General features: G+C 52.9%; 16 protein-coding genes. 6 read left to right on the top strand and 10 right to left on the bottom strand.

Annotated elements, in window-relative coordinates:
* Positions 1–350: 350 nt before the first annotated feature.
* From B036_RS0104110 to B036_RS0104090, 5 genes are all read right to left on the bottom strand, one after another.
* Positions 351–914 carry a hypothetical protein gene (locus tag B036_RS0104110; RefSeq protein WP_026231676.1) on the bottom strand — a complete coding sequence of 188 codons (564 nt, stop codon included), beginning with the start codon at positions 912–914 and terminating at the stop codon, positions 351–353.
* Between the two features lie 371 nt (positions 915–1285).
* A complete protein-coding gene (locus B036_RS0104105; protein ID WP_026231675.1) occupies positions 1286–2044 on the bottom strand; it encodes a hypothetical protein in 759 nt (252 codons plus the stop codon).
* A 65-nt stretch (positions 2045–2109) separates the two neighbouring features.
* A complete protein-coding gene (locus B036_RS0104100) occupies positions 2110–2580 on the bottom strand; it encodes a hypothetical protein (protein WP_157472029.1) in 471 nt (156 codons plus the stop codon).
* 259 nt (positions 2581–2839) lie between these two features.
* A complete protein-coding gene (locus B036_RS0104095) occupies positions 2840–3589 on the bottom strand; it encodes a nucleoside phosphorylase (RefSeq protein ID WP_245557441.1) in 750 nt (249 codons plus the stop codon).
* Positions 3590–3933: 344 nt separating this feature from the next.
* The gene (locus B036_RS0104090) at positions 3934–4260 is read right to left on the bottom strand and encodes a monothiol bacilliredoxin BrxC family protein (protein WP_026231673.1); all 327 of its coding nucleotides are present in this window, start codon (positions 4258–4260) and stop codon (positions 3934–3936) included.
* A 295-nt stretch (positions 4261–4555) separates the two neighbouring features.
* Between B036_RS0104090 and B036_RS0104085 the strand changes: the two genes are divergently transcribed.
* Entirely contained in the window at positions 4556–6343 is a 1788-nt protein-coding gene (locus B036_RS0104085; protein WP_020567414.1) for an aminopeptidase P family protein, read from the top strand.
* A 297-nt stretch (positions 6344–6640) separates the two neighbouring features.
* Here B036_RS0104085 and B036_RS0104080 read toward each other — a convergent pair whose 3' ends face one another.
* The gene (locus B036_RS0104080) at positions 6641–9136 is read right to left on the bottom strand and encodes an outer membrane beta-barrel family protein (RefSeq protein ID WP_020567413.1); all 2496 of its coding nucleotides are present in this window, start codon (positions 9134–9136) and stop codon (positions 6641–6643) included.
* A gap of 248 nt (positions 9137–9384) precedes the next feature.
* On the opposite strand from B036_RS0104080, the gene B036_RS0104075 reads away from it, so the two are divergent.
* Entirely contained in the window at positions 9385–10404 is a 1020-nt protein-coding gene (locus B036_RS0104075; RefSeq protein ID WP_020567412.1) for a sensor histidine kinase, read from the top strand.
* Positions 10405–10506: 102 nt separating this feature from the next.
* Here the strand turns inward: B036_RS0104075 and B036_RS0104070 are convergent, their stop codons facing one another.
* Both B036_RS0104070 and B036_RS0104065 read right to left on the bottom strand, forming a co-directional pair.
* Positions 10507–11556: an MBL fold metallo-hydrolase gene (locus B036_RS0104070; RefSeq protein ID WP_020567411.1), complete on the bottom strand. Its 1050-nt coding sequence runs from the start codon at positions 11554–11556 to the stop codon at positions 10507–10509.
* Positions 11557–11633: 77 nt separating this feature from the next.
* Positions 11634–13151: a M20/M25/M40 family metallo-hydrolase gene (locus tag B036_RS0104065; protein WP_020567410.1), complete on the bottom strand. Its 1518-nt coding sequence runs from the start codon at positions 13149–13151 to the stop codon at positions 11634–11636.
* Positions 13152–13658: 507 nt separating this feature from the next.
* Between B036_RS0104065 and B036_RS0104060 the strand changes: the two genes are divergently transcribed.
* Entirely contained in the window at positions 13659–14462 is an 804-nt protein-coding gene (locus B036_RS0104060) for a pseudouridine synthase (protein ID WP_020567409.1), read from the top strand.
* Between the two features lie 133 nt (positions 14463–14595).
* On the opposite strand, the gene B036_RS0104055 is transcribed toward B036_RS0104060, so the two are convergent.
* Positions 14596–15414, bottom strand: a complete 819-nt coding sequence (locus B036_RS0104055) for a mechanosensitive ion channel family protein (protein WP_020567408.1) — start codon at positions 15412–15414, stop codon at positions 14596–14598.
* 165 nt (positions 15415–15579) lie between these two features.
* On the bottom strand, positions 15580–16395 hold the full coding sequence (locus B036_RS0104050; RefSeq protein ID WP_020567407.1) for a mechanosensitive ion channel family protein: 816 nt from the start codon (positions 16393–16395) through the stop codon (positions 15580–15582).
* 105 nt (positions 16396–16500) lie between these two features.
* On the opposite strand from B036_RS0104050, the gene B036_RS0104045 reads away from it, so the two are divergent.
* The 3 genes from B036_RS0104045 to B036_RS27980 all read left to right on the top strand — a co-directional run bounded on the left by B036_RS0104045 (position 16501) and on the right by B036_RS27980 (position 18342).
* Positions 16501–16986 carry a regulatory protein RecX gene (locus B036_RS0104045; protein WP_020567406.1) on the top strand — a complete coding sequence of 162 codons (486 nt, stop codon included), beginning with the start codon at positions 16501–16503 and terminating at the stop codon, positions 16984–16986.
* A gap of 161 nt (positions 16987–17147) precedes the next feature.
* On the top strand, positions 17148–17507 hold the full coding sequence (locus B036_RS0104040) for an SET domain-containing protein-lysine N-methyltransferase (protein WP_026231672.1): 360 nt from the start codon (positions 17148–17150) through the stop codon (positions 17505–17507).
* Between the two features lie 73 nt (positions 17508–17580).
* Complete coding sequence (locus B036_RS27980) at positions 17581–18342, top strand: hypothetical protein (RefSeq protein ID WP_020567404.1); 762 nt, start codon at positions 17581–17583, stop codon at positions 18340–18342.
* Positions 18343–18429: the final 87 nt, after the last annotated feature.

Raw genomic sequence — 18429 nt, 5'->3', positions numbered from 1 at the left:
ATGCCTTACAGCTAGGTGGATTAAAATTCGAAATGGCTTCTGTTGAATATGTTCCTAAAATCCATACTAGGGAGTACCGAATTGGCAGTTGCCATAAGATCTGACGGCAGAATCTACATCGCGACTATAGATAAGTCTAGCCTCTTTTCGACACCAGCCTCGCACCAGCCAATCGGCATCTTCGGCACAATGTTCGTAGTTATCTTGTAATTCCTGGTCAGCCGCAGCAATGGATACTTGAAAAGGTCTCAGACAATCCACAAACTTTGTTTTCTCAGCGTTTACAAAACCAATAGAGACAGGCCCGGCAAGGAATAGAATAAGAATAAATTAGTAATGAATTTCATAATTTATGGATTAGTAGGTGGTTTGAAGGCAACGGTGAAATCTAGCATAAGCAGAGGCAATCTGTATTGTACCAATTGCCTGACAGCCTCCAGGCTGCCGTGAATCAACGCTGCTGCTGTACATAGAACCACCGTGGTACTTATAGCTGCCCGGTCATTGGTCAGTCGGTCAAAGCAAGGGGTGCCCTTATTTGCCGATCCATTAGCGGACATTGCCCCATCGGTAATTGAATAAAGGTCTTCGAATTCAGCGTTAATTCTTTTGTTCAGCTGCGCAAAAACTGCTTTTACGTGTTCTTCGCTGGAGCCACTAACGGGGACCATTTCGAACATGGAGCGCAGGTAATCAGTCTTTTCAGCATTATATAATATATTCAACTGCTCCTCAACGGCAGATTCATCTGCCTTCCCGTCCAGGCCAGCGGAAATTATGGTCAACACGTTCTGAAAATGTTCGTCAGCAATCACCGCATCCGTGAATTGCTCTACCGTGACGCTGGCTTTTTCAGAAATGATGTTTTTGTCTTCCTGACAACCGGACATAGAAAAGAATAGCAAAGCGAACATAGCAAGGTGCTGTAGCCAACGTCTGTATTGAATGGAATCAATTTATAAAGTCATAATAAATAAATTTAAACGCACCTACTCTATAAACACCCGGTTTTCAGCATTCCCCGGCTGCAACGCCTCGTCCCTTCTCATTCAGTGATGGACCAACAGTGCACGGTAAAAGTAGACCCTTCGCCCCCCGGAGGACAAAGACGAAAAGACCCGCCTTGTTCTGTAAAATTAGCCTTCGAAAAAACGCTGTAAACGCGTAACAAATTGATTTACAGATATTTAAACCCAAACATAGCAGAGGCCCCACATGCTCATGCGTGAAGGAATACCGACCTTTTATATTAAAGGGCTTCTTAAGCGCGTGAAGTATTGTTGGGCTAACCGGCCACTACACGACGCTGCGCATTCCAAACCATTATTCCCGCGAAGACAACGGCCACTGCACCCGCAACCATTCCCAGCACCGGCGTCCCCGCCCAATGCTTTATCGTCAGCGCAATGAACGCCCAGACGACTACACCTGCAAACGCAGGGTCCCGGTAACGAAGACTGGTATAACCAGCAATTAACGCTGCAACGACGATCATGATGATGGTCCAGGTCACCTCGGATACCCCGAAACCGTCCCACCCATAAAAATGCAGCGCAGAACTGACGTTGAGTACCGTCGCCAACGTAACCCAGGCAAAGTAGAGACTAAAAACGAGACGCTCCAGCCAATAGCTCCGGTCTGCTTTGGCGGCTTCGATAGTCCGCAGCAACCGGTTGATCTCAAACAGGGAAATCAGCATAAAAACGATGACGGCCACCGTAAGCCACTGCCAGTCATAAGAGGCAAAAGCCAGCCAAACGCCGTTGGCCACCACATTGGCGGCGAACCATTGACGCAGCGGAATCCAGGCAGGATGGTTCTCCCGTTTTTTGAACAGTTGAAAGATGGGAAAAATGATCAGCCCGGTATAAATCGGTGCCCAAATAGCAAAAGCGTACGGGGCAGGAACAATGAGTGGATTGGTGGCGGTCGAAGTTGTCCCGATGGGATTAGGGCCCAGGTTCCCCGAGGCATTCAGCACATAGAGAACCAACATAACAAGCATACCAACGAGGGCAAGGAAGCGGGAGGAAGAATGAGACATAAACAGACCGTTTCCGACTAAACGGAAGATAAGAAGTAGTAGTTCAGCTTTTCCACGGATGGGCCTTAATCAATAGAAGAACCACCTGCTTTGCCCCAATGACGGCTCAGACCATAGCCTTCAAATACCAGGGTGGGCTCCGCATCAAAATATGGCAATTTCGGATTGGCATTAAGGGAAAGTGCAAAGTGCATCTGGCCGACAGGATCAATAATTACCGTAGTGCCGTTGGTGATAATGACCAGGGCGGAGTCAATGGTGATGGGGAACAGGTAGTCCATGTCCGTTGTATCCTCTCGTTGCAAAGAAATGCGGAGCTGCTCTTCGTTACTGATGAGCGCTTCCAATTCATTTTGATCGTTGATTCTTAAGGTGACAAGAGCGTGGGTCACCCGGGCCGCATTTGCCGACGATACCTGCGCATCATGCCCTCCCACGTAGGCATCGATGATCCCAGCGTAATTTGTCTGTGCGGCAAGGCCGATAGTAAACAGACAGAGGAGGCCCAAAGTAAATAAGCGGGGTAATAAAGACACGTTTGATTGTTTAATCCGGACCTTAAAACGATGGGGAGGGATTACTATTGCGCAAATGAATGGTTGAATGAACGAATGGGTGAATGGCTGCCGCTGGTGCTACTCATTGCGCTGCGCTCATTCGCCCGGGCGAGCAACGAACGGTACCTGCGGTAGCCCATTCTTCCCTTCTTCATTCTCCCTTCTCAGGTGAGCAAGCGCAGCGCCGCGAACGGCCCTTGCGGCAGCCCATTCTCACATTCAACCCTTCTCTCCTTCTCTACATCTGCCCAATCAGCCCCAACCCAAGATCAATCAACCGCTCCACCGTTTTAGCCGGTTGCTTACTGAAAGTACCCTCTGCACGGTTGGCGAGTAGCGCGGAGACGGAGGCAGCCTGGTGGCCCAGCGCCGTCGCCAACCCATAAATACCCGCAGTCTCCATCTCGATGTTGGTTAGCCGAAGGGCATCGTGCCGCCAGCTGCGCATGCGGCTGAGTAGTTTTGGGTGTAACCCCGAAGGCAGCCGCAGGCTTCGCCCCTGAGGAGCATAGAACCCGGCGGCAGTCATGGTCATGCCCCGGGCCAGATCGGAATTCGCAAAAACAGCCGGTAAATCAGGCCGGACGACCAATACGGGAGTGGGCAGTTGCACGCCTCCGTCTTCCAGATGCTCGTACAGAGAAATTGCGGCTTCGTCCGGTTCCCCACCGGAGAGGTAGAAAGGCAGCAGACCGTCGGCTGCCAGGGCTGCTTCAGACAGTACGAAGCTGTCTAGTGGCAGATCAGTCTGAAAAGAACCACTTGTCCCCAATCGGACGAACCTCAGTTTAGTAATATCCCCTTTCACCTCGCGCCGGGTCAGGTCAATATTGAACAGGGCATCCAGCTCGTTAAAAACGATGTCGATATTATCCGTCCCGATACCCGTCGAGATCACCGTCAGGCGCTTTCCGTCCAGCTCTCCGGTATGGGTAACAAATTCACGGGCTTCAACCTTCAGTTCTACTTTGTCAAACCGGCGCGTGATCGCCCGTACCCGTTCGGGGTCGCCAACGGTGATGATCGTTTCAGCAACCTGGCCGGGTAGCAGATCGAGGTGATATAGAGCGCCGTTTGGGCGTAGGATGAGTTCGGATGACTGGATGATGATGGGATAATTTTAAATGATGAACGGTGGTGTGACGGTAAAATAATTTGATTCTCTCCGACAGTCTGCTAGCGCCAGCTGACGAACCACAATTGTATGTGGTTGTTTGGCTAACTTAAAACCAATAAGTCAGTGCTGGAGGACAAAGCTCTGCGAGCTAAATCCTGAATCCTGCTCACTGACCCCTGATTGCTAAATCCTGATCACTGAATCCTTACTCCTGCTCACTGCTCACTAAGCAACGCCTTAATTGCCGCCTTCAACGTGCGCTCCTTGATTTCACTACGGAAATAGTGATTTACGGCAACCCCTTTATGCAAGAGGATAGCCTGCGGACTGGAGTGCTCAACGCCGGTTTTCTCCGCAATCTCCACCTTCAGCTCGGGCGTATACTGCACAGTAATACCGTAAATTTCCAGGTCATGCTTTGAGTGAGCAACCTCTATCTGGGCCGCCCCGCTAAACGGGCAGTTATCGCTATGTTTGAACAGTACCACCGGTTGTTGGTGGCTGGCTTCTAGCGCTGCGGCAAAATCGGCGGAGGATTTCATGGTATGGAACATGGGCGTAGTCTTGTAGTCTTGTAGTCTTGTAGTCTTGTAGTCTTGTAGTCTTGTAGTTCGAACGCGTAGCGGGCTGTGGTGTTTTAAGTTTGTTCGTAAAGCTTGGTCGTCAACCTGCATTATGACGCGTATAGGAAGGAGCAGAGGGCGCGGCCGCAGGTGCCAGGAAAAGTTTTTAAGCGCAGGGCCAGAGTCGTCACCATTGGATGGGTTTCCATTTAACTCCCTGACTATTTGACGCGCTGACTATTTGACTCTCTGACTATTTCCCTAACTTCCGCCCATGATCATTTCCGCCAGACTCTCCGCCCTCCGCCAGGCCATGCTCGAAACCCAGATCGACGCATACATTGTTCCAAGCACCGACCCCCACCAGAGCGAGTATCCTGCTCCGCGCTGGGAGGCACGGGAATGGTTAAGCGGCTTCACGGGCTCGGCCGGCACGCTGGTTGTTACACAGCACGATGCCAAATTGCTTACCGACAGTCGGTACTTCCTTCAAGCCACAACGGAGTTGGAAGGCTCGGGTATCGAGCTATTAAAAGACCACCGCGAGTCTGGCGTGTTTCCTATCGAAGAATGGCTTGGGGCGACCCTGATGGACGGCCAGACGGTCGGCACCGACGGCCGGGTCACCAGCCTGCGCAGCAGCAGGAGACTCCGCAAGAAGTTGGCCGAGTACGAATTAAACCTTGTCCTCGACGAAGACCTCCTGCGGAGAATATGGTCAGACCGGCCCGCAGTCCCTAATCGTAAGATTTTCGAGCACACCCCGGATTTTAGTGGAGAACCGTGGCAAGACCGGCTCGGCCGGCTGATCGATTGGATGGCCGGGAAAGACCTGGATTATTATGTTATCTCCGCCCTTGACGAAGCCGCCTGGCTACTCAACCTGCGGGGTTCCGACATCGATTTCAACCCGTTGTGCGTGGCCTACTTCGTAGTTGGCCGTAAGGGGGACCATACCCTGTTTGCCGCGCCTCGCCCCGGCTTTGAAGCCTGGACCGACAACCTCCCCGACGGCCACCGGCTGGAAGTGCATGACTACGACAAGATCAGCAGCTTCCTCCGGCGAACCAACGCCATCAACGCCGACATCGGCCTCGACCCCGCCACCATCTCCGCCCGGTTGGCAATGCACGCCGGCGAAGACAAAACCACCGAGGTCTCCAGTCCGATCCCCGCCTGGAAAGCGGTAAAGAATGACAAGGCACTCGAGCACCTGCGGGCCACAATGGCCCGCGATGCCGTGGCCCTGCTGCGGCTGCGCCGCTGGCTCGACGGCGCCATCGCCGCCGGTGTCGATGAGGCCGCCGTGGCCCACAAGCTCCACGCGCTGCGCGCGGAAGACGAACACTTCATCACCGACAGTTTCCCAGCCATCGTCGGCTACGCCGGCAACGGTGCCATCGTGCATTACCGCGCGCCAGAGGAAGGGTCGGCTAAACTGAAGGCAGAAGGCTTATTACTTCTCGATTCCGGTGGGCAGTACACCACTGGTACTACCGACATCACCAGAACCTTCGCCGTCGGCGAAACGACGGAGGAGATGCGCCGCAACTTCACCCTCGTGCTGCAGGGCCACATCGAACTGTCGATGGCGAAGTTCCCCGTGGGCACCTGCGGTGCTCAACTCGACCCGCTGGCCCGCATGCCGCTGTGGCGGCATCAGCTCAACTACGGCCACGGAACGGGCCACGGCGTTGGCTTCTTCCTCAACGTCCACGAAGGGCCGATGAGCATCAGCCAGCAGACCAAGTCGCCCAACGCCCAGTATCCCCTTGCAGCAGGCATGGTGGTAAGCAACGAGCCCGGCTACTACAAAGTCGGTGCCTACGGTATCCGGGTGGAGAACCTCGTCGCCGTCCAACCCGCCTCCACCGATGGTTGGCTGGAATTTGAAACACTGACCTACTTCCCCATCGAACGAAGCCTCATCGAACAGCACATGCTGACCAAAGACCAGGTGGACTGGGTCAATACGTATCACGCGATGGTGCTTGAGCGGGTGGGGCCGTTGCTGGAGGGGGAGGAGTTGGAGTGGTTGGAGGAAGGATGTGCTGAAATTTAAATCGCTTGTCATGAAAAGCTTTCAAGACTGTTACTGATCAATGTAATCCATTCTAATCAGCGATTCCAAAACTACTAGAATAGCCAAATAACCGCTTGTCAAGAAACACTTTCCAGGCGGTCACGAATCAGCGTCAATCAGTGTAATCCGCTCAAATCTGCGATTTGAATACTGCACTACAACCCCTCTACTGCACCCGCGTCCCCGCCCAAAAAAAGTTCCGCCCAGCTACCAAATGGTAACCGGGCGGGCACTGTTATCAAACATCTCACTAGTAATAAGTCTTTTGGCAGCGCACTAGAAATCATCTCCGCCACCATCATCTCCGCCACCACTCCGTTGGCGGTTCTGCTTACCCTTCACTTCGCGAAGGCTGTACTGGAAGCCAACGTACACAATCCGGCTTTCCCGCTGGAATTCGCTGATGGTGGACAGGCCGCTGATTTCGGTGGTATAGCCGAATTTGCGCTGGTTGAACAAGTCGGTTACGCGGAGTGTGATGGCTCCGAGATCGTTCAGGATCGGCTTACGAAAACCAAGATCAAAGCTCTGCATGGCGTTCAGTCGCCCCTGGGAGGTGACACCTGGGCTGCGGTAGAAGTAAGTGAATTGGCTTTTCACGTTCCACGGCATTTCGTAGGAACCTTGCAGGCGCCCGCTGAAATTATACCCGTTGGCCTGTACGGCACCTTCCTGGAGCGTACCGTCAATTTCTGTCCGGTAGGCGTTGGCGGAGGCCGTCAGGTCAAACTTTTTGCTGGGCCGCAGGGTCGTAATCAGTTCTACGCCATAGTCGCGGCCGCTGTCCAGGTTTGCCTGGGTGCCAATCTGGATACCGCCGGGCAGGGTTTCCGTTACGCGGGTGATCAGATCTGATTTTGCGCGGTAGTAAACACCCCCGGTAAAGGTGCCCATTCCGAAGCGCTGCTGAAGGTTCAGCTCGTAGCTGTTGATGATCTCGGGCAACAGGAAGGGGTTACCCGTCCGCAGGTTGAGGGGGTCGCCGCGGTCAACGAAGGGGTTAAGGTCGCGGTCGCGCGGGCGGCTGACCCGGCGGGAGTAGCTGGCCTGGATGGTCCCGCTTTCACTCACTGCGTAGCCCAGAAAAACGCTCGGGTACACCTTAAAGTAATTGTTCTCAAAGGTCTCGCCCGTTGGCTCAGCCAGGAAGCTGGTCGTATAGACCTGCTCGGCCCGGAGACCTCCGCTGAAGGTGAATTTATCAACCTTCCCGCCAAAAGTGGAGTAAACAGCGTGGACGTCTTCGTCGTAAAAGAAGCGGCTGCTGTTAGAGTCTACCCGGAAGAACTCCTGAGAATCCTCATCGTAGATATTAAAGTCCGCCACATTGTCGATACGTTGCATGGTGGAACGCCAGCCGGCTTCAAATTTGAAGTCTTCGCCGATCTTTTGGGAGTAGTCCAACTGACCGATGTACTGCGTGCGGCCGTTGGCCGATGGGCTGTTTTGAAAGGACTCGTCGAACAGGTCACCTTCAGGCCCGAAGATCGATTCGTCGTAGTTTTCAACTTCTGTTTGGTCGCTTTCGCTGTATTGGAAGCTGGCAGAAAGGTTGCGTCCGGGTTTGGCGAAGGTGGTGTTATAGTCGGCCCGCAGTTCATAATTTTCGCGCTCCTGCGGCTCGACTTCGGTACGGTAGCTGACGGAATTAAGGTCGCCGTTATCGTCGAAGAACTGAGTGGATCGCAGGTTAGTGCTTTCGCCGGTGCTGGTCCGGTAATTACCGCTAATGCCCAGGGAAGAATACTTGTTAATGGTGTACTCCGTGCCGAGGTTGAAGCCCTTACTTTCGTTCTGACGAAGACCGTCGAAGGTAAAGTAGCGGCTGTAAGTGGTATCTGCAAAAGTGGCGGTTTGCTCGCGGAACCCGCGAAAGAAACGCTCGTCGTAGCGGCCGTTTACACCTAAGGTGGTGTTGAACTTACCCTTGCGCCAGTTGGCGTCAACGCTGCCGTCGAATTTGTTGCCGGTACCGGCGTTGAGGTTAACCGTGGCGTTAAAGCCGTCCTCTGTTTTCTGTTTCAATACGATGTTAACGAGCCCTGCCGTTCCTTCGGGATCGAACTGGGCACCGGGATTTGTAAGCACTTCAACGCGTTCGATATTGGAAGCCGTCAGGGTTTGCAGGAAGCCGGCTTGTTGGGTAATTGCGCTGGGCTTACCGTTGATCAGGAAGCGGACACCGGCAGAGCCGCGCAAAGAGACATTGCCCTCCAGGTCGACGGTGATGCTGGGAATTTCGCGGAGCAGGTCTTCGGCGTTGCCGCCGGCGGCGGCGATGGACTTCTCTACGTTAAATATCTTACGGTCCAGGCCGAGTTCCATTACGGCGCGTTCGGCGGTAACGGTAACTTCGTCGAGGTTGTTCCCTCCTTCACTGAGGACAATGGCGGGGAGTTCGACCGTCGTCTTATCATTGGTCAGGGTCACCATCTGGCTTTGGGTGGCGTAACCTAAGAAACTTGCTTCCAACCGGTAGGTACCGGCAGGCAAATCAATAATTTCATAACGCCCGTCAATATCGCTGCTGGTGCCTTTCACTAATTTATCGTTCGCGTCGTATAAACTTATGTTGGCAAAACCCATTGGCTCCTGGTTGGTACCGTCCGTAAGTTGGCCTTTAATGCTCTGGGCGCTGACGCAGGTGCCGAGGAAGAGGGCAAAGAGCAGGGTTAGCATTGTGACGTAGCCCCGATTCCGCCCGACGCTGTGTGTCTGGCTCCAACCCGGGTTGATGGATGGGATTGATAGCGTTGTGATTTGCTTTTTCATTTTTTTGTTGTTTGATGAAGCAAACTTAGGGTGAATGACAGGGCACTATGAACCCGTTCGACCGTAGGGTAAAAAGTATCGACAGGACAGCTTTTCCACCTAAAGACTACAAAATGCCGGATGGTAGAGGAGAATGGGGGGATGGTAGAGCAAAAGGTTAAGTAAGCACCAACTCAACTACCTTAGTGGCATAAAGGGGCGACCAATGGTCGCTTTCACCAGTTTGCTGCCTCCGGCAGCTTAGTCCAATGCCAAACTTTTTTCAACGGTACAACAAGCATTTACTTCACGTCGCCTTTTGGTTGATGTACGCTTCCTATTTTTTCTATGCCCTCAGTTTTGGCAAACGAGGAGACCTGGACTGGGTACGGCTGGTTCCTGATTTTTTCTTTCACATCATCATGTTGCTCATCGTTAGCTACCTGAACTACTTCTACTTCCTGCCCCGGCTGATTCGTGACAGGAATGCCGCCCGCTACCTACTGGGGTTCCTTCCCGTATTCGCAGCATTATCCTATTTACTCCTACTGGGAAAACGGTTTCTCATATCGGGTATTGGCGATGGTAACGATAGCTGGGCCTACTCTACCCGCTTCGGCCTCAGCGTCTTCATGGCCGTGTTTTTCGTAACGGCCTTCGTGGGGTTACTACGGTTCATCGAGGATTATTTTGAACTCGAAAACCGCCAGCTGACGTCGGAATTACGGTTTCTGAAAGCGCAGGTGAATCCTCACTTCCTCTTCAACACCCTGAATAATCTTTACTACCTGGCGGTGAACCAGTCGGAGCAAACTCCCGAGGTGATAGCTAAACTCAGCGGGATGATGCGCTACATGATTCATGAGAGCAATGAGGAAAAGGTTCCACTGAACCGGGAGGTGGAATACATGGAGAACTACCTGGACCTGGAGAAACTACGATTGAACGAAGATATCCCCATCACTTTCGAAGTACACGGAGAAATCGCCAGTGTCCGGATAACACCGCTTATCCTGATCACCTTCCTGGAAAATGCCTTCAAGCATGGCATCGGTAACGCCGGCAAAGGTTCCTGGATAACGGTCAGTTTAAAAATGGAAGGCAACACCCTGCACTATATGGTGGCCAACAGCATTGTCGGGCAAACAGAAAAGACGGTGCGGGAAGCCTCGGGCATTGGCCTGACCAACGTTCGACGGCGCCTGGAACTGAGTTACCCCGGAAAGCACAACCTTACCGTAACGGAAGATGCTGAACGCTATCGGGTCCACCTCACCATTGACCTCTGACCAACCATGCCTGCTGCAGCCGATCACTTTTGAACGGTTCTTCAGGTACGCAGAGAAGGTCCGTTTCGTCGCTCTGCTTACGCTCCGAGGTTAAGCGCGCGTCTAAAACCACCACGCCTCCCCCACCGCAGGCTGTACCAACCGTTCCACCATCCCGTTTTCAGCCATCAGCTCAGTCGCCCAGGTGATCGGCTCACTAGCCGGTTCATTGCTCAGGTCGTAGGTGCCATGGTGCATGGGCCACCAGCGTTTCGCCCCCAGATCGAGGAAGCCCCGGTGGGCTTCCTCCGGACTGGCGTGGTTCTCCTGCATCATGTAGTCCGGCTTGTAGGCACCAATACCCAGCATGGCGACATCAATGTCGGGGAACATGTCTCCGATCTCTTTCCAGTAGCTGGTTTTGGCGGAGTCTCCGCCAAAGTAGATGGTGTGGCCGGCTGGCGCGCCTGCTTCTCCAACTTCCTCTGCACCTGCGGCCCCGCCCAGATCCTGTACTTCCAGCATAAAACTACCCCACAGCACCCGGTTAAAGTCCGTCAGCCCCCGCCGGCACCAATGGCGGCTGGGTAAAAAAGTGATGCGAACGCCGGTAGTTCCAGTCTCAAAAATCTGGTACCAGCCCGCTTCTTCGATCGGAATATCTTCCACCCATTTTCCGATCACGCTGGAGAGTTTCAGCGGACAAAGTACTTTCCTGATCGGATTGTTTTTACAGATCGCCCGGATGCACTTTTCATCTACGTGGTCCCGATGATCATGGCTAAACAGCAGGTAATCGACGTCCCGGATTTCCTCATAGGTGAATGGCGGAAAAACCCGTCGGGGTACGAGGGGCATGTCCGTCAGCTGCGGATCTACCAGGAAGCGAACGCCATTGAATTGAAACAGAAAACAGGCATGCCCCAGCCAAACGATCCAGTTTTCGGTGCGGTTTTCGAGGTAACCGACGCCGGTCGCCACCGGTGGCGTCCAGGTATCGGCTTTTTTCTCCGCACGTTGGGGGTTACGGGAAAAGATCATTCTTAGCAGTACACTCCAATCGGGTCGGAAGGGGTCGCGGTCGTATTTGAATTCTTTGCCTTCGAATGGGTTACCGGTCCAGCCAATTGGCTTAGCGGGATGGAAAGGAAGGGCGGGGTTATTTATGATCATACGAGGAAGCGGAAAGGCCTGTTGGCCAGGCTTATAACTGGTAGAGCCGGCGCGGCCCTCCGCCCCATAACGGGCAGTTACCGGATCGGTTCAACCAGCACCCCATACAAAGTCTCCGCCCCCGAGAAATAATTCTTCAAGAGAATGTTCTCGTTCGGACTGTGCTGGTTATTATCTGGGTTGACGAGTGGCAATACGATGGCCGGCACATCGAGCGTCGTTACGAAGGGCGCAATCGGCACGGAGCCACCCATCGTCCGGATCAGGACCGGGTCCTTTTTGAAGGTGTTGCGCAGGGCGCTTTGCAGCCATTTCCCGGTTGGGCCATTGAGGTCGGTACGGAAGGCACCGTAGCTCGTGTTACCAGCAAAACTGGCCAGGCGGGGGTGGTTGGCGCGTTCCTCATCGGTGGGTTCGCGGCCCTCGGGGATGATGTAGAAGCCCTGTGCTTCGAGGTAACTTCTGATGAGATCCAGCAGACGATCACCGTCGGACTCTTTGACCAGGCGAAGGTCCAAATTGGCCACCGCGGTACTCGGGATGATCGTCCGGGCGGCGCTGCCGACCCAACCGCTCTGCATTCCGCGGATGTTGAGGCTGGGATACTGCAAGGCTTCCTGCAGGTTAGTGCCTACTCCATCCGGCTGGCTAAAACCAATGCGGGCGTGAGTGGCGGGAAGGTCGTCGGGCACACCCGCCAGCAAACGACGGGTATCGGCGTCAATCCTGATCCCGTCGTAGTAACCGGGAATGGTAACGCGGCCAGCCTCGTTTTTCATGCCGGCCAGCAGCTGCGCCAGGCGCAGGGCCGGGTTGGGGGCGTAGTTGCCGTAGTGGCCGCTGTGTTGCGACAGTTTCGGGCCGTAAACCGTGAGGCGCGCCGTAGCAATGCCCCGGGCACCACCGACGATGGTGGGCTGGTTGGTGGTGTGTACCGGTCCGTCGAGGATGATCAGGTGGTCGGCCGCCAGTACTTCGCGGTGGGTTTCCACGGCGCCGGGCAGGTCGGGGCTGCTGGCTTCTTCCATCGGGTCAACGATGAATTTGACGGTGTAGTTTGGCCGTTTGCCGTCGGCGATCATTTGGTCCCAGGCCACGAGGAAGAGCATGATCGGTGCCTTGGCGTCGGAGCTGGCGCGGGCGAACAGGCGGGTCTCGGTGGTTTCGGGGTTCGCCGGCAGGGAGGCGACTTTGTCGTATTTGGTGGTGCCGTCGGCCATGCTGGTCATGTGACCGTAGACGGGTTTGAAGGGCGGAGAGAGTATCCATTTCGAGACGTCTACCGGCTGGCCGTCGACGTGTCCGTAGAACAGGACCGTTTCTGGGTCCACGGCCGCTGCCTGGAAGGTAAAAAGCAGCAGGTCAATGCCGGCATTTTTAAGGCGTTTACCGGTAAAGCCCCGTTTCCCGAATTCCTTCTCGAGCCAAACGAGGTTGGGCTCCAACTGTCCGTCGATGCGGGCATCGTTGGGAATGCTCAGGAACTGCTGGTAGGTATCCAGGCTTTCCAGCGTGCGTTGATTCAGCGTTTTTTGGGCGCTGACGCAGGTGCTTAGGAAGGTTAGTAGGAGCAGGGGGAGGAAGGTCTTCGACATGTGGCTAAGGTAGGAAAAGTCGTTGATTACCCAGAGCCGTGAGATTATGCGTTAAAAAGTATCATAAATAGCAAATGTGACCTGATTTCGCGTAGCGAATAAACATTGGTTACTCTGGACGAAGTCCGGGGTAACCGACTAACCGTTTTTCTATACGACGCGCAGTGTCGTTATACTTCGGTGGTACTATCCGTTGCCTGGGACTGCGTCGTGCCTCCTTGTCCCAAGCAACCTAAGGGGTGGTCGCTACGCGACAACATTACCCTCATTTTCTTGAAGGCTTCAATTGGATTTTCACACATAAAAAATGCCTTTTTCTTTACATGAATCCAATAACGTGTAAAGAAAATTGAGTTTTCTTTATACGTTGGTTTTTAATACACTGCCTCACAAATCTTCCCCTTGCACCTGCGGCCGCGCCAAAATAAAGTCAAACAGTCAGGGAGTCAGATAGCCAAGCAGTACCTTGCCCCCTCTCTGACTCCTTGACTCACTGACTCCTCGACCATGAAAACCCCCAGACGCTTTCAACGCTCCCAGGCCCGTAACGGCGGAAAACCGCCCGGCCGGGACCGCTCTGCCGATTCCATCATCGGCATGCGGCTCAACAAGTACCTGGCCCACTCCGGCGTAGCCAGCCGTCGGCAATGCGGTGACATGGTAAAAGCCGGGATGGTGCAAGTGAACGGCGAAAAGGAAATCAACCCGGCTTACCAGGTAAAGGAAGGCGACGTAATTGCCTACAAGGGTAAGGTGGTCAGCCCCGACGAACAGTTCGTTTACATCTTGCTGAATAAGCCCAAAAACGTGATTACCACGACTTCGGACGAGCACGACCGGATGACCGTTATGGACCTGCTGGCCGACCCCGAGCTGAAAAACTACCGGCTCTTCCCCGTTGGCCGACTCGACCGCGACACCACCGGCTTACTCCTCATCACGAACGACGGGGACGTGGCCAAACGCCTCACCCACCCCAGCCACGAGGTTAGTAAAATCTACCACGCTACGCTAGACAAGCCCTTCACTCAATTGGACCTGGCGCAGATGGAAGTCGGCTTCGAACTCGAAGACGGCCCCTTTTCCGTCGACTGGGTCCGCTACGCAAAAGAGGACGATCCGCTAACGGTCGCCCTCCAGATTCATATCGGTCGTAATCGGATCGTCCGCCGCGCCTTTGAGCACTTTGGTTACACTGTAGAGCGGCTGGACCGGGTCTACCTCGCCGGACTCACCAAAAAAGATTTACCCCGGAGTTTTTACCGGTATCTTAGTGAGGAGGAGGTGCGAATGATCCGGCACTTTAGCTGAGTTGGTGAGTCACTGAGTGGCTACCGCAAGTACCCGTTCGCGGCGCTTCGCTTGCTCACCTTAGTCGAATACGCGCAGCGAAGTGAGTGGTAACAGCGGCAGCAACTCAGTAACTCACAGACTCAACAACTCACTACTTAACCTGGTGCATGTGCACATCCCGCTGCGGGAATGGAATGCTGATGCCTGCTTTGTCAAACTCCTTTTTGACGTTCTCCTGCATGTAGAAGAAGGTATCCCAATAGTGCTCGCTCTTACAGAACGGGCGGGTGGCGAGGTTGACGGAACTGTCTCCGTGCTCAGCAACAACCACACCCTGCTTGGGGTCATCAATTATCCAGGGACATGCTTTACCTACGGCAAGGATCACTTCGCGGGCTTTGTCAATGGAATCGGTGTAGCCGATGCCATAGGTCAATTCGACACCAATCGTCCCCTGACCACTGATGTTAGTGATGATGTTGCTGGAAACGGTACCATTGGGGATGATCACCTTTTTGTTATCAAGGGTAGCCAGGATGGTATTGAAGATGCCCAACTCGGTAACGGTACCGGTTTGGCCGCCACCGATGTTGACGAGGTCGCCTACTTTATAAGGTCGGAAGAAAAGCAGCATTACGCCAGCAGCAAAATGGCTCAGGGTACCCTGTAAGGCAAAACCAATGGCAAAAGTCAGGGCGCCCAAAACGGCAACAAAGCCAGTAGCCTCGATACCTACCTGGCTTACCGCAACGAGTACAATGAGGATTTTCAGGCCCGTACTCACCAATGATTTGGCAAATTTCACCACAGTTGGATCCACCTTGTTGCGCTCCAGCTGTTTGCCGAAAATTTTTGTCAGGCGATTAGCTACCCAAAAGCCAATAATGAGGATTAAGAGAGCTACGGCAATCTTGATGCCCCAAGCCATAATCAAGGCCTTATGTTCGTCGGTAATAAAAGTTAAATCCATGGATGTAGATAGTGAAAGAAGTGATTGATTAAACTAGTGGATACCGAAACTTTCATTGAACAAAAAATGATTTTTCGAACATAAGGTTGCGGATCGTACAAGCATGTGACGACCAAATTATGAAAAAGTTACCTGGAACCTATGAAAAAGTTAATGCCAGCAAGCTTATTGCTTGATGTGCACATCCATTTGCGGGAACGGAATACCAATACCTGCCTGATCGAATGATTTCTTGACGTTCTCGGTAATTGAGAAAAATGCTGGCCAGTAGTTTGCATTTTCGGTCCAGACCCGCACGGCAAAATCGACGCTGCTGTCGTTCAGGGTTTTTACGAAAATGTCGTAGCCTTTAGTCAGGTCCACTACTTCCGTCGCTTCAATAACCTGGCTGATCACGGCGCGGGCCTTGTCAATGTCATCTCCGTAGCCAATGCCGAAAGTCATGTCTACCCTCCGGATACCCTGAGCGGTCATGTTTTCGATGGCGTTACCCATTACTTTACCGTTGGGGATCAGGATTAGGCGGTTGTCCAATGTAGTAAGGATGGTATTGAACACCTGGATGTCTTTAACGGTACCGGTGTAGCCATCGGCGGTGACGAAGTCACCTACTTTGAAGGGTCGGAACGTCAGCAACAGAATACCACTGGCGAAGTGCCCCAGGTTGCCCTGCAGGGCGAGCCCCACGGCAAGGGACAGGGCAGAAAGGATGGCAATAAAAGAGGTGGTTTGGATACCGAACATCCCGGCGATCGATAATATGAGCAGCACCTTCAGGCTGATCCCGATAAAACTGGTCAGGAAGCCTGCAACGCTGACGTCAACCTGGCGGAGTTCCAATATTTTTTTCACTTTTCTTGTTAGCCAGTTGATCAGCCAAAAGCCTACAACCAGGATGAAAATGCCGGAGAGTACCTTAAAGCCAACTGCCAGGAGTACTGGTTCGTAATTCGTCCAGAATTCGTTCAAATCAAAATTCATTCAACACAAAATTTAGCAAGGCCAACCGGCCCTAACCAACACAATGGAAAGGTGACACCAAATGTTTGCAAACATTTTACTACATTTGTATAAAATACGCACAATTTGTTCGCAAAAGATAAAAAGGTTGCTTACACCTACGAGCAAGCACTCGATGCTTTACAGCAGTATTGTGCCTACCAGGATCGCTGCCACAAGGAAGCCCGACAAAAAATGCGCGAGCTTGGCTTTTATGGTGACCCGGCAGAGGAAGTCATTTGTGAACTGATCAAAGACAAATACCTGGACGAAGAGCGCTTCGCGCGCTCCTTTGCCCGGGGCCGTTTCAAAATGAAACGGTGGGGCCGGCAGAAGATCACCCGCGAGTTGAAACAACGTGAGATATCTGCTTACTGCATCCGCAAGGCCATGACAGAAATTGAAGAAGAGGATTACCTGCTGGTTATTGAAAACGAGTTATTACGGCGGGATCGGATCGAGAAAAAAGCAAGTCACCCTTACCTTCGACGGAGAAAACTCGCGGACTATATGTTTCAACGAGGGTTCGAATCACACCTGACCTGGGAGGCCATCAACCGGCTGGAGCTTTAGAAGCTATCTGTATTTTACCCTTCGGGCTACCCGCGCCACCACACAGTAGTCGCGAAGCTAAATAATGTACTGACCATCGTCCTAGTCATTAAGGTATTATCTTATCGCTGGTCAGACGTTCCTGACCAACTAAATCGCTGTGTATCCTTCATCTCCCATTTTTGTACTTAGCCCCCAGCAGTCGTGGTGGTCGTGGTGTTTTTACCGGACAGGAGATCATGGCCGGCACCACCATTGAACTGGCCCACGTTATTTTACTCTCTGCCGCTGACCGGAAGATCATCCACGAAACCCGCCTACACGATTATTACTTTCAGTGGGACGGAGACCGGGCGGCGATCGCACTTGGTTTGGGCTCATTGTACAACCATTCATCGGCAGCTAATGCCGAGTTTGAACTCGACTACGATTTTGAACAGATCAAATTCAAAGCATTACGCCACATCAACCCCGGAGAAGAGATTACGACCGATTACCGAGTCGGCAATCCAGAGATGAAGCTTTGGTTTGAAGAGGAATAAGGGGTTGGACACTTACATTTGTCACTTGTTTTGAAAGACAGCACTTGAAAAAAGTCCTGTTAAATACTCTTTTATGATCTACGGTACCCGCGCTAAACACCTCGGCAGTTTCCAGGTGAAAGAAATTCCCTGCCCATACTGTGAGCACACCGGAGACCAGAACATGTCCATTTTCGGTCGGTATGCACACGTTATGTGGATCCCTCTTTTCCCGATCGGTAAAACGCCAATCGCAGAATGCGTTCGCTGCAAACGCACGTATGACAGTACTGAATTTTCCGACAAAATGCACCACATTGGAAGTGAGCTGGGTGGCCGGGTAAAACCGCCCACCTGGATGTGGGCTGGCCTGATCCTGATTGCGGGTGTATTAGTGCTGGGTGTCGTTTTCAGTGCCATTGCTGACCGCCTGCCCAAAGACCCCAGAGACGAAATGCTCAACCAGGACATTGGCGCAATGATGGCCGAGCCCATGGCGGAATTTGATTCAACGGCCCTGACGATCGACAATATGCTGACCATGTTTGTCGTGGAAGAACTACAGCCCGAGACCTTCACCTACCTCACCAAAGTTCGGGGAGACAATGCCCTCATTCTGGTCACCATCCCCAATCTGGAGCTCCTCGAAAATAGTGCGAGGCCGGAAATAATGCAAACGGTGGAAATGATCGTGGCCTCGCAGGAAGCGCTTAACGATAAAAATAAATACTATGGAATCATGGGTGCGGAGGCCCGATTCATGCTCGTCAAGACTCCCATCGATTCCTCCTACTCAACTTATGCCAATAAAGATCTGCTCTATGAATTCTATGGTCCTGGCCCAGTGAAGGAGTAGTACGAAGAGGGGAAAGGGGGGAATGAAAAAGGGGAGAAAGGGTGTTATAGTCCCTTTTCTCCCTTTTCCTTTTCCTCCTTTATTTTG

It is taken from the genome of Neolewinella persica DSM 23188, from assembly GCF_000373105.1.
In the GTDB taxonomy this organism is placed as follows: Bacteria; Bacteroidota; Bacteroidia; order Chitinophagales; family Saprospiraceae; genus Neolewinella; species Neolewinella persica.
Note: the sequence above shows the minus strand (reverse complement) of the source record. Positions and strands in the feature narration are given on the sequence as shown.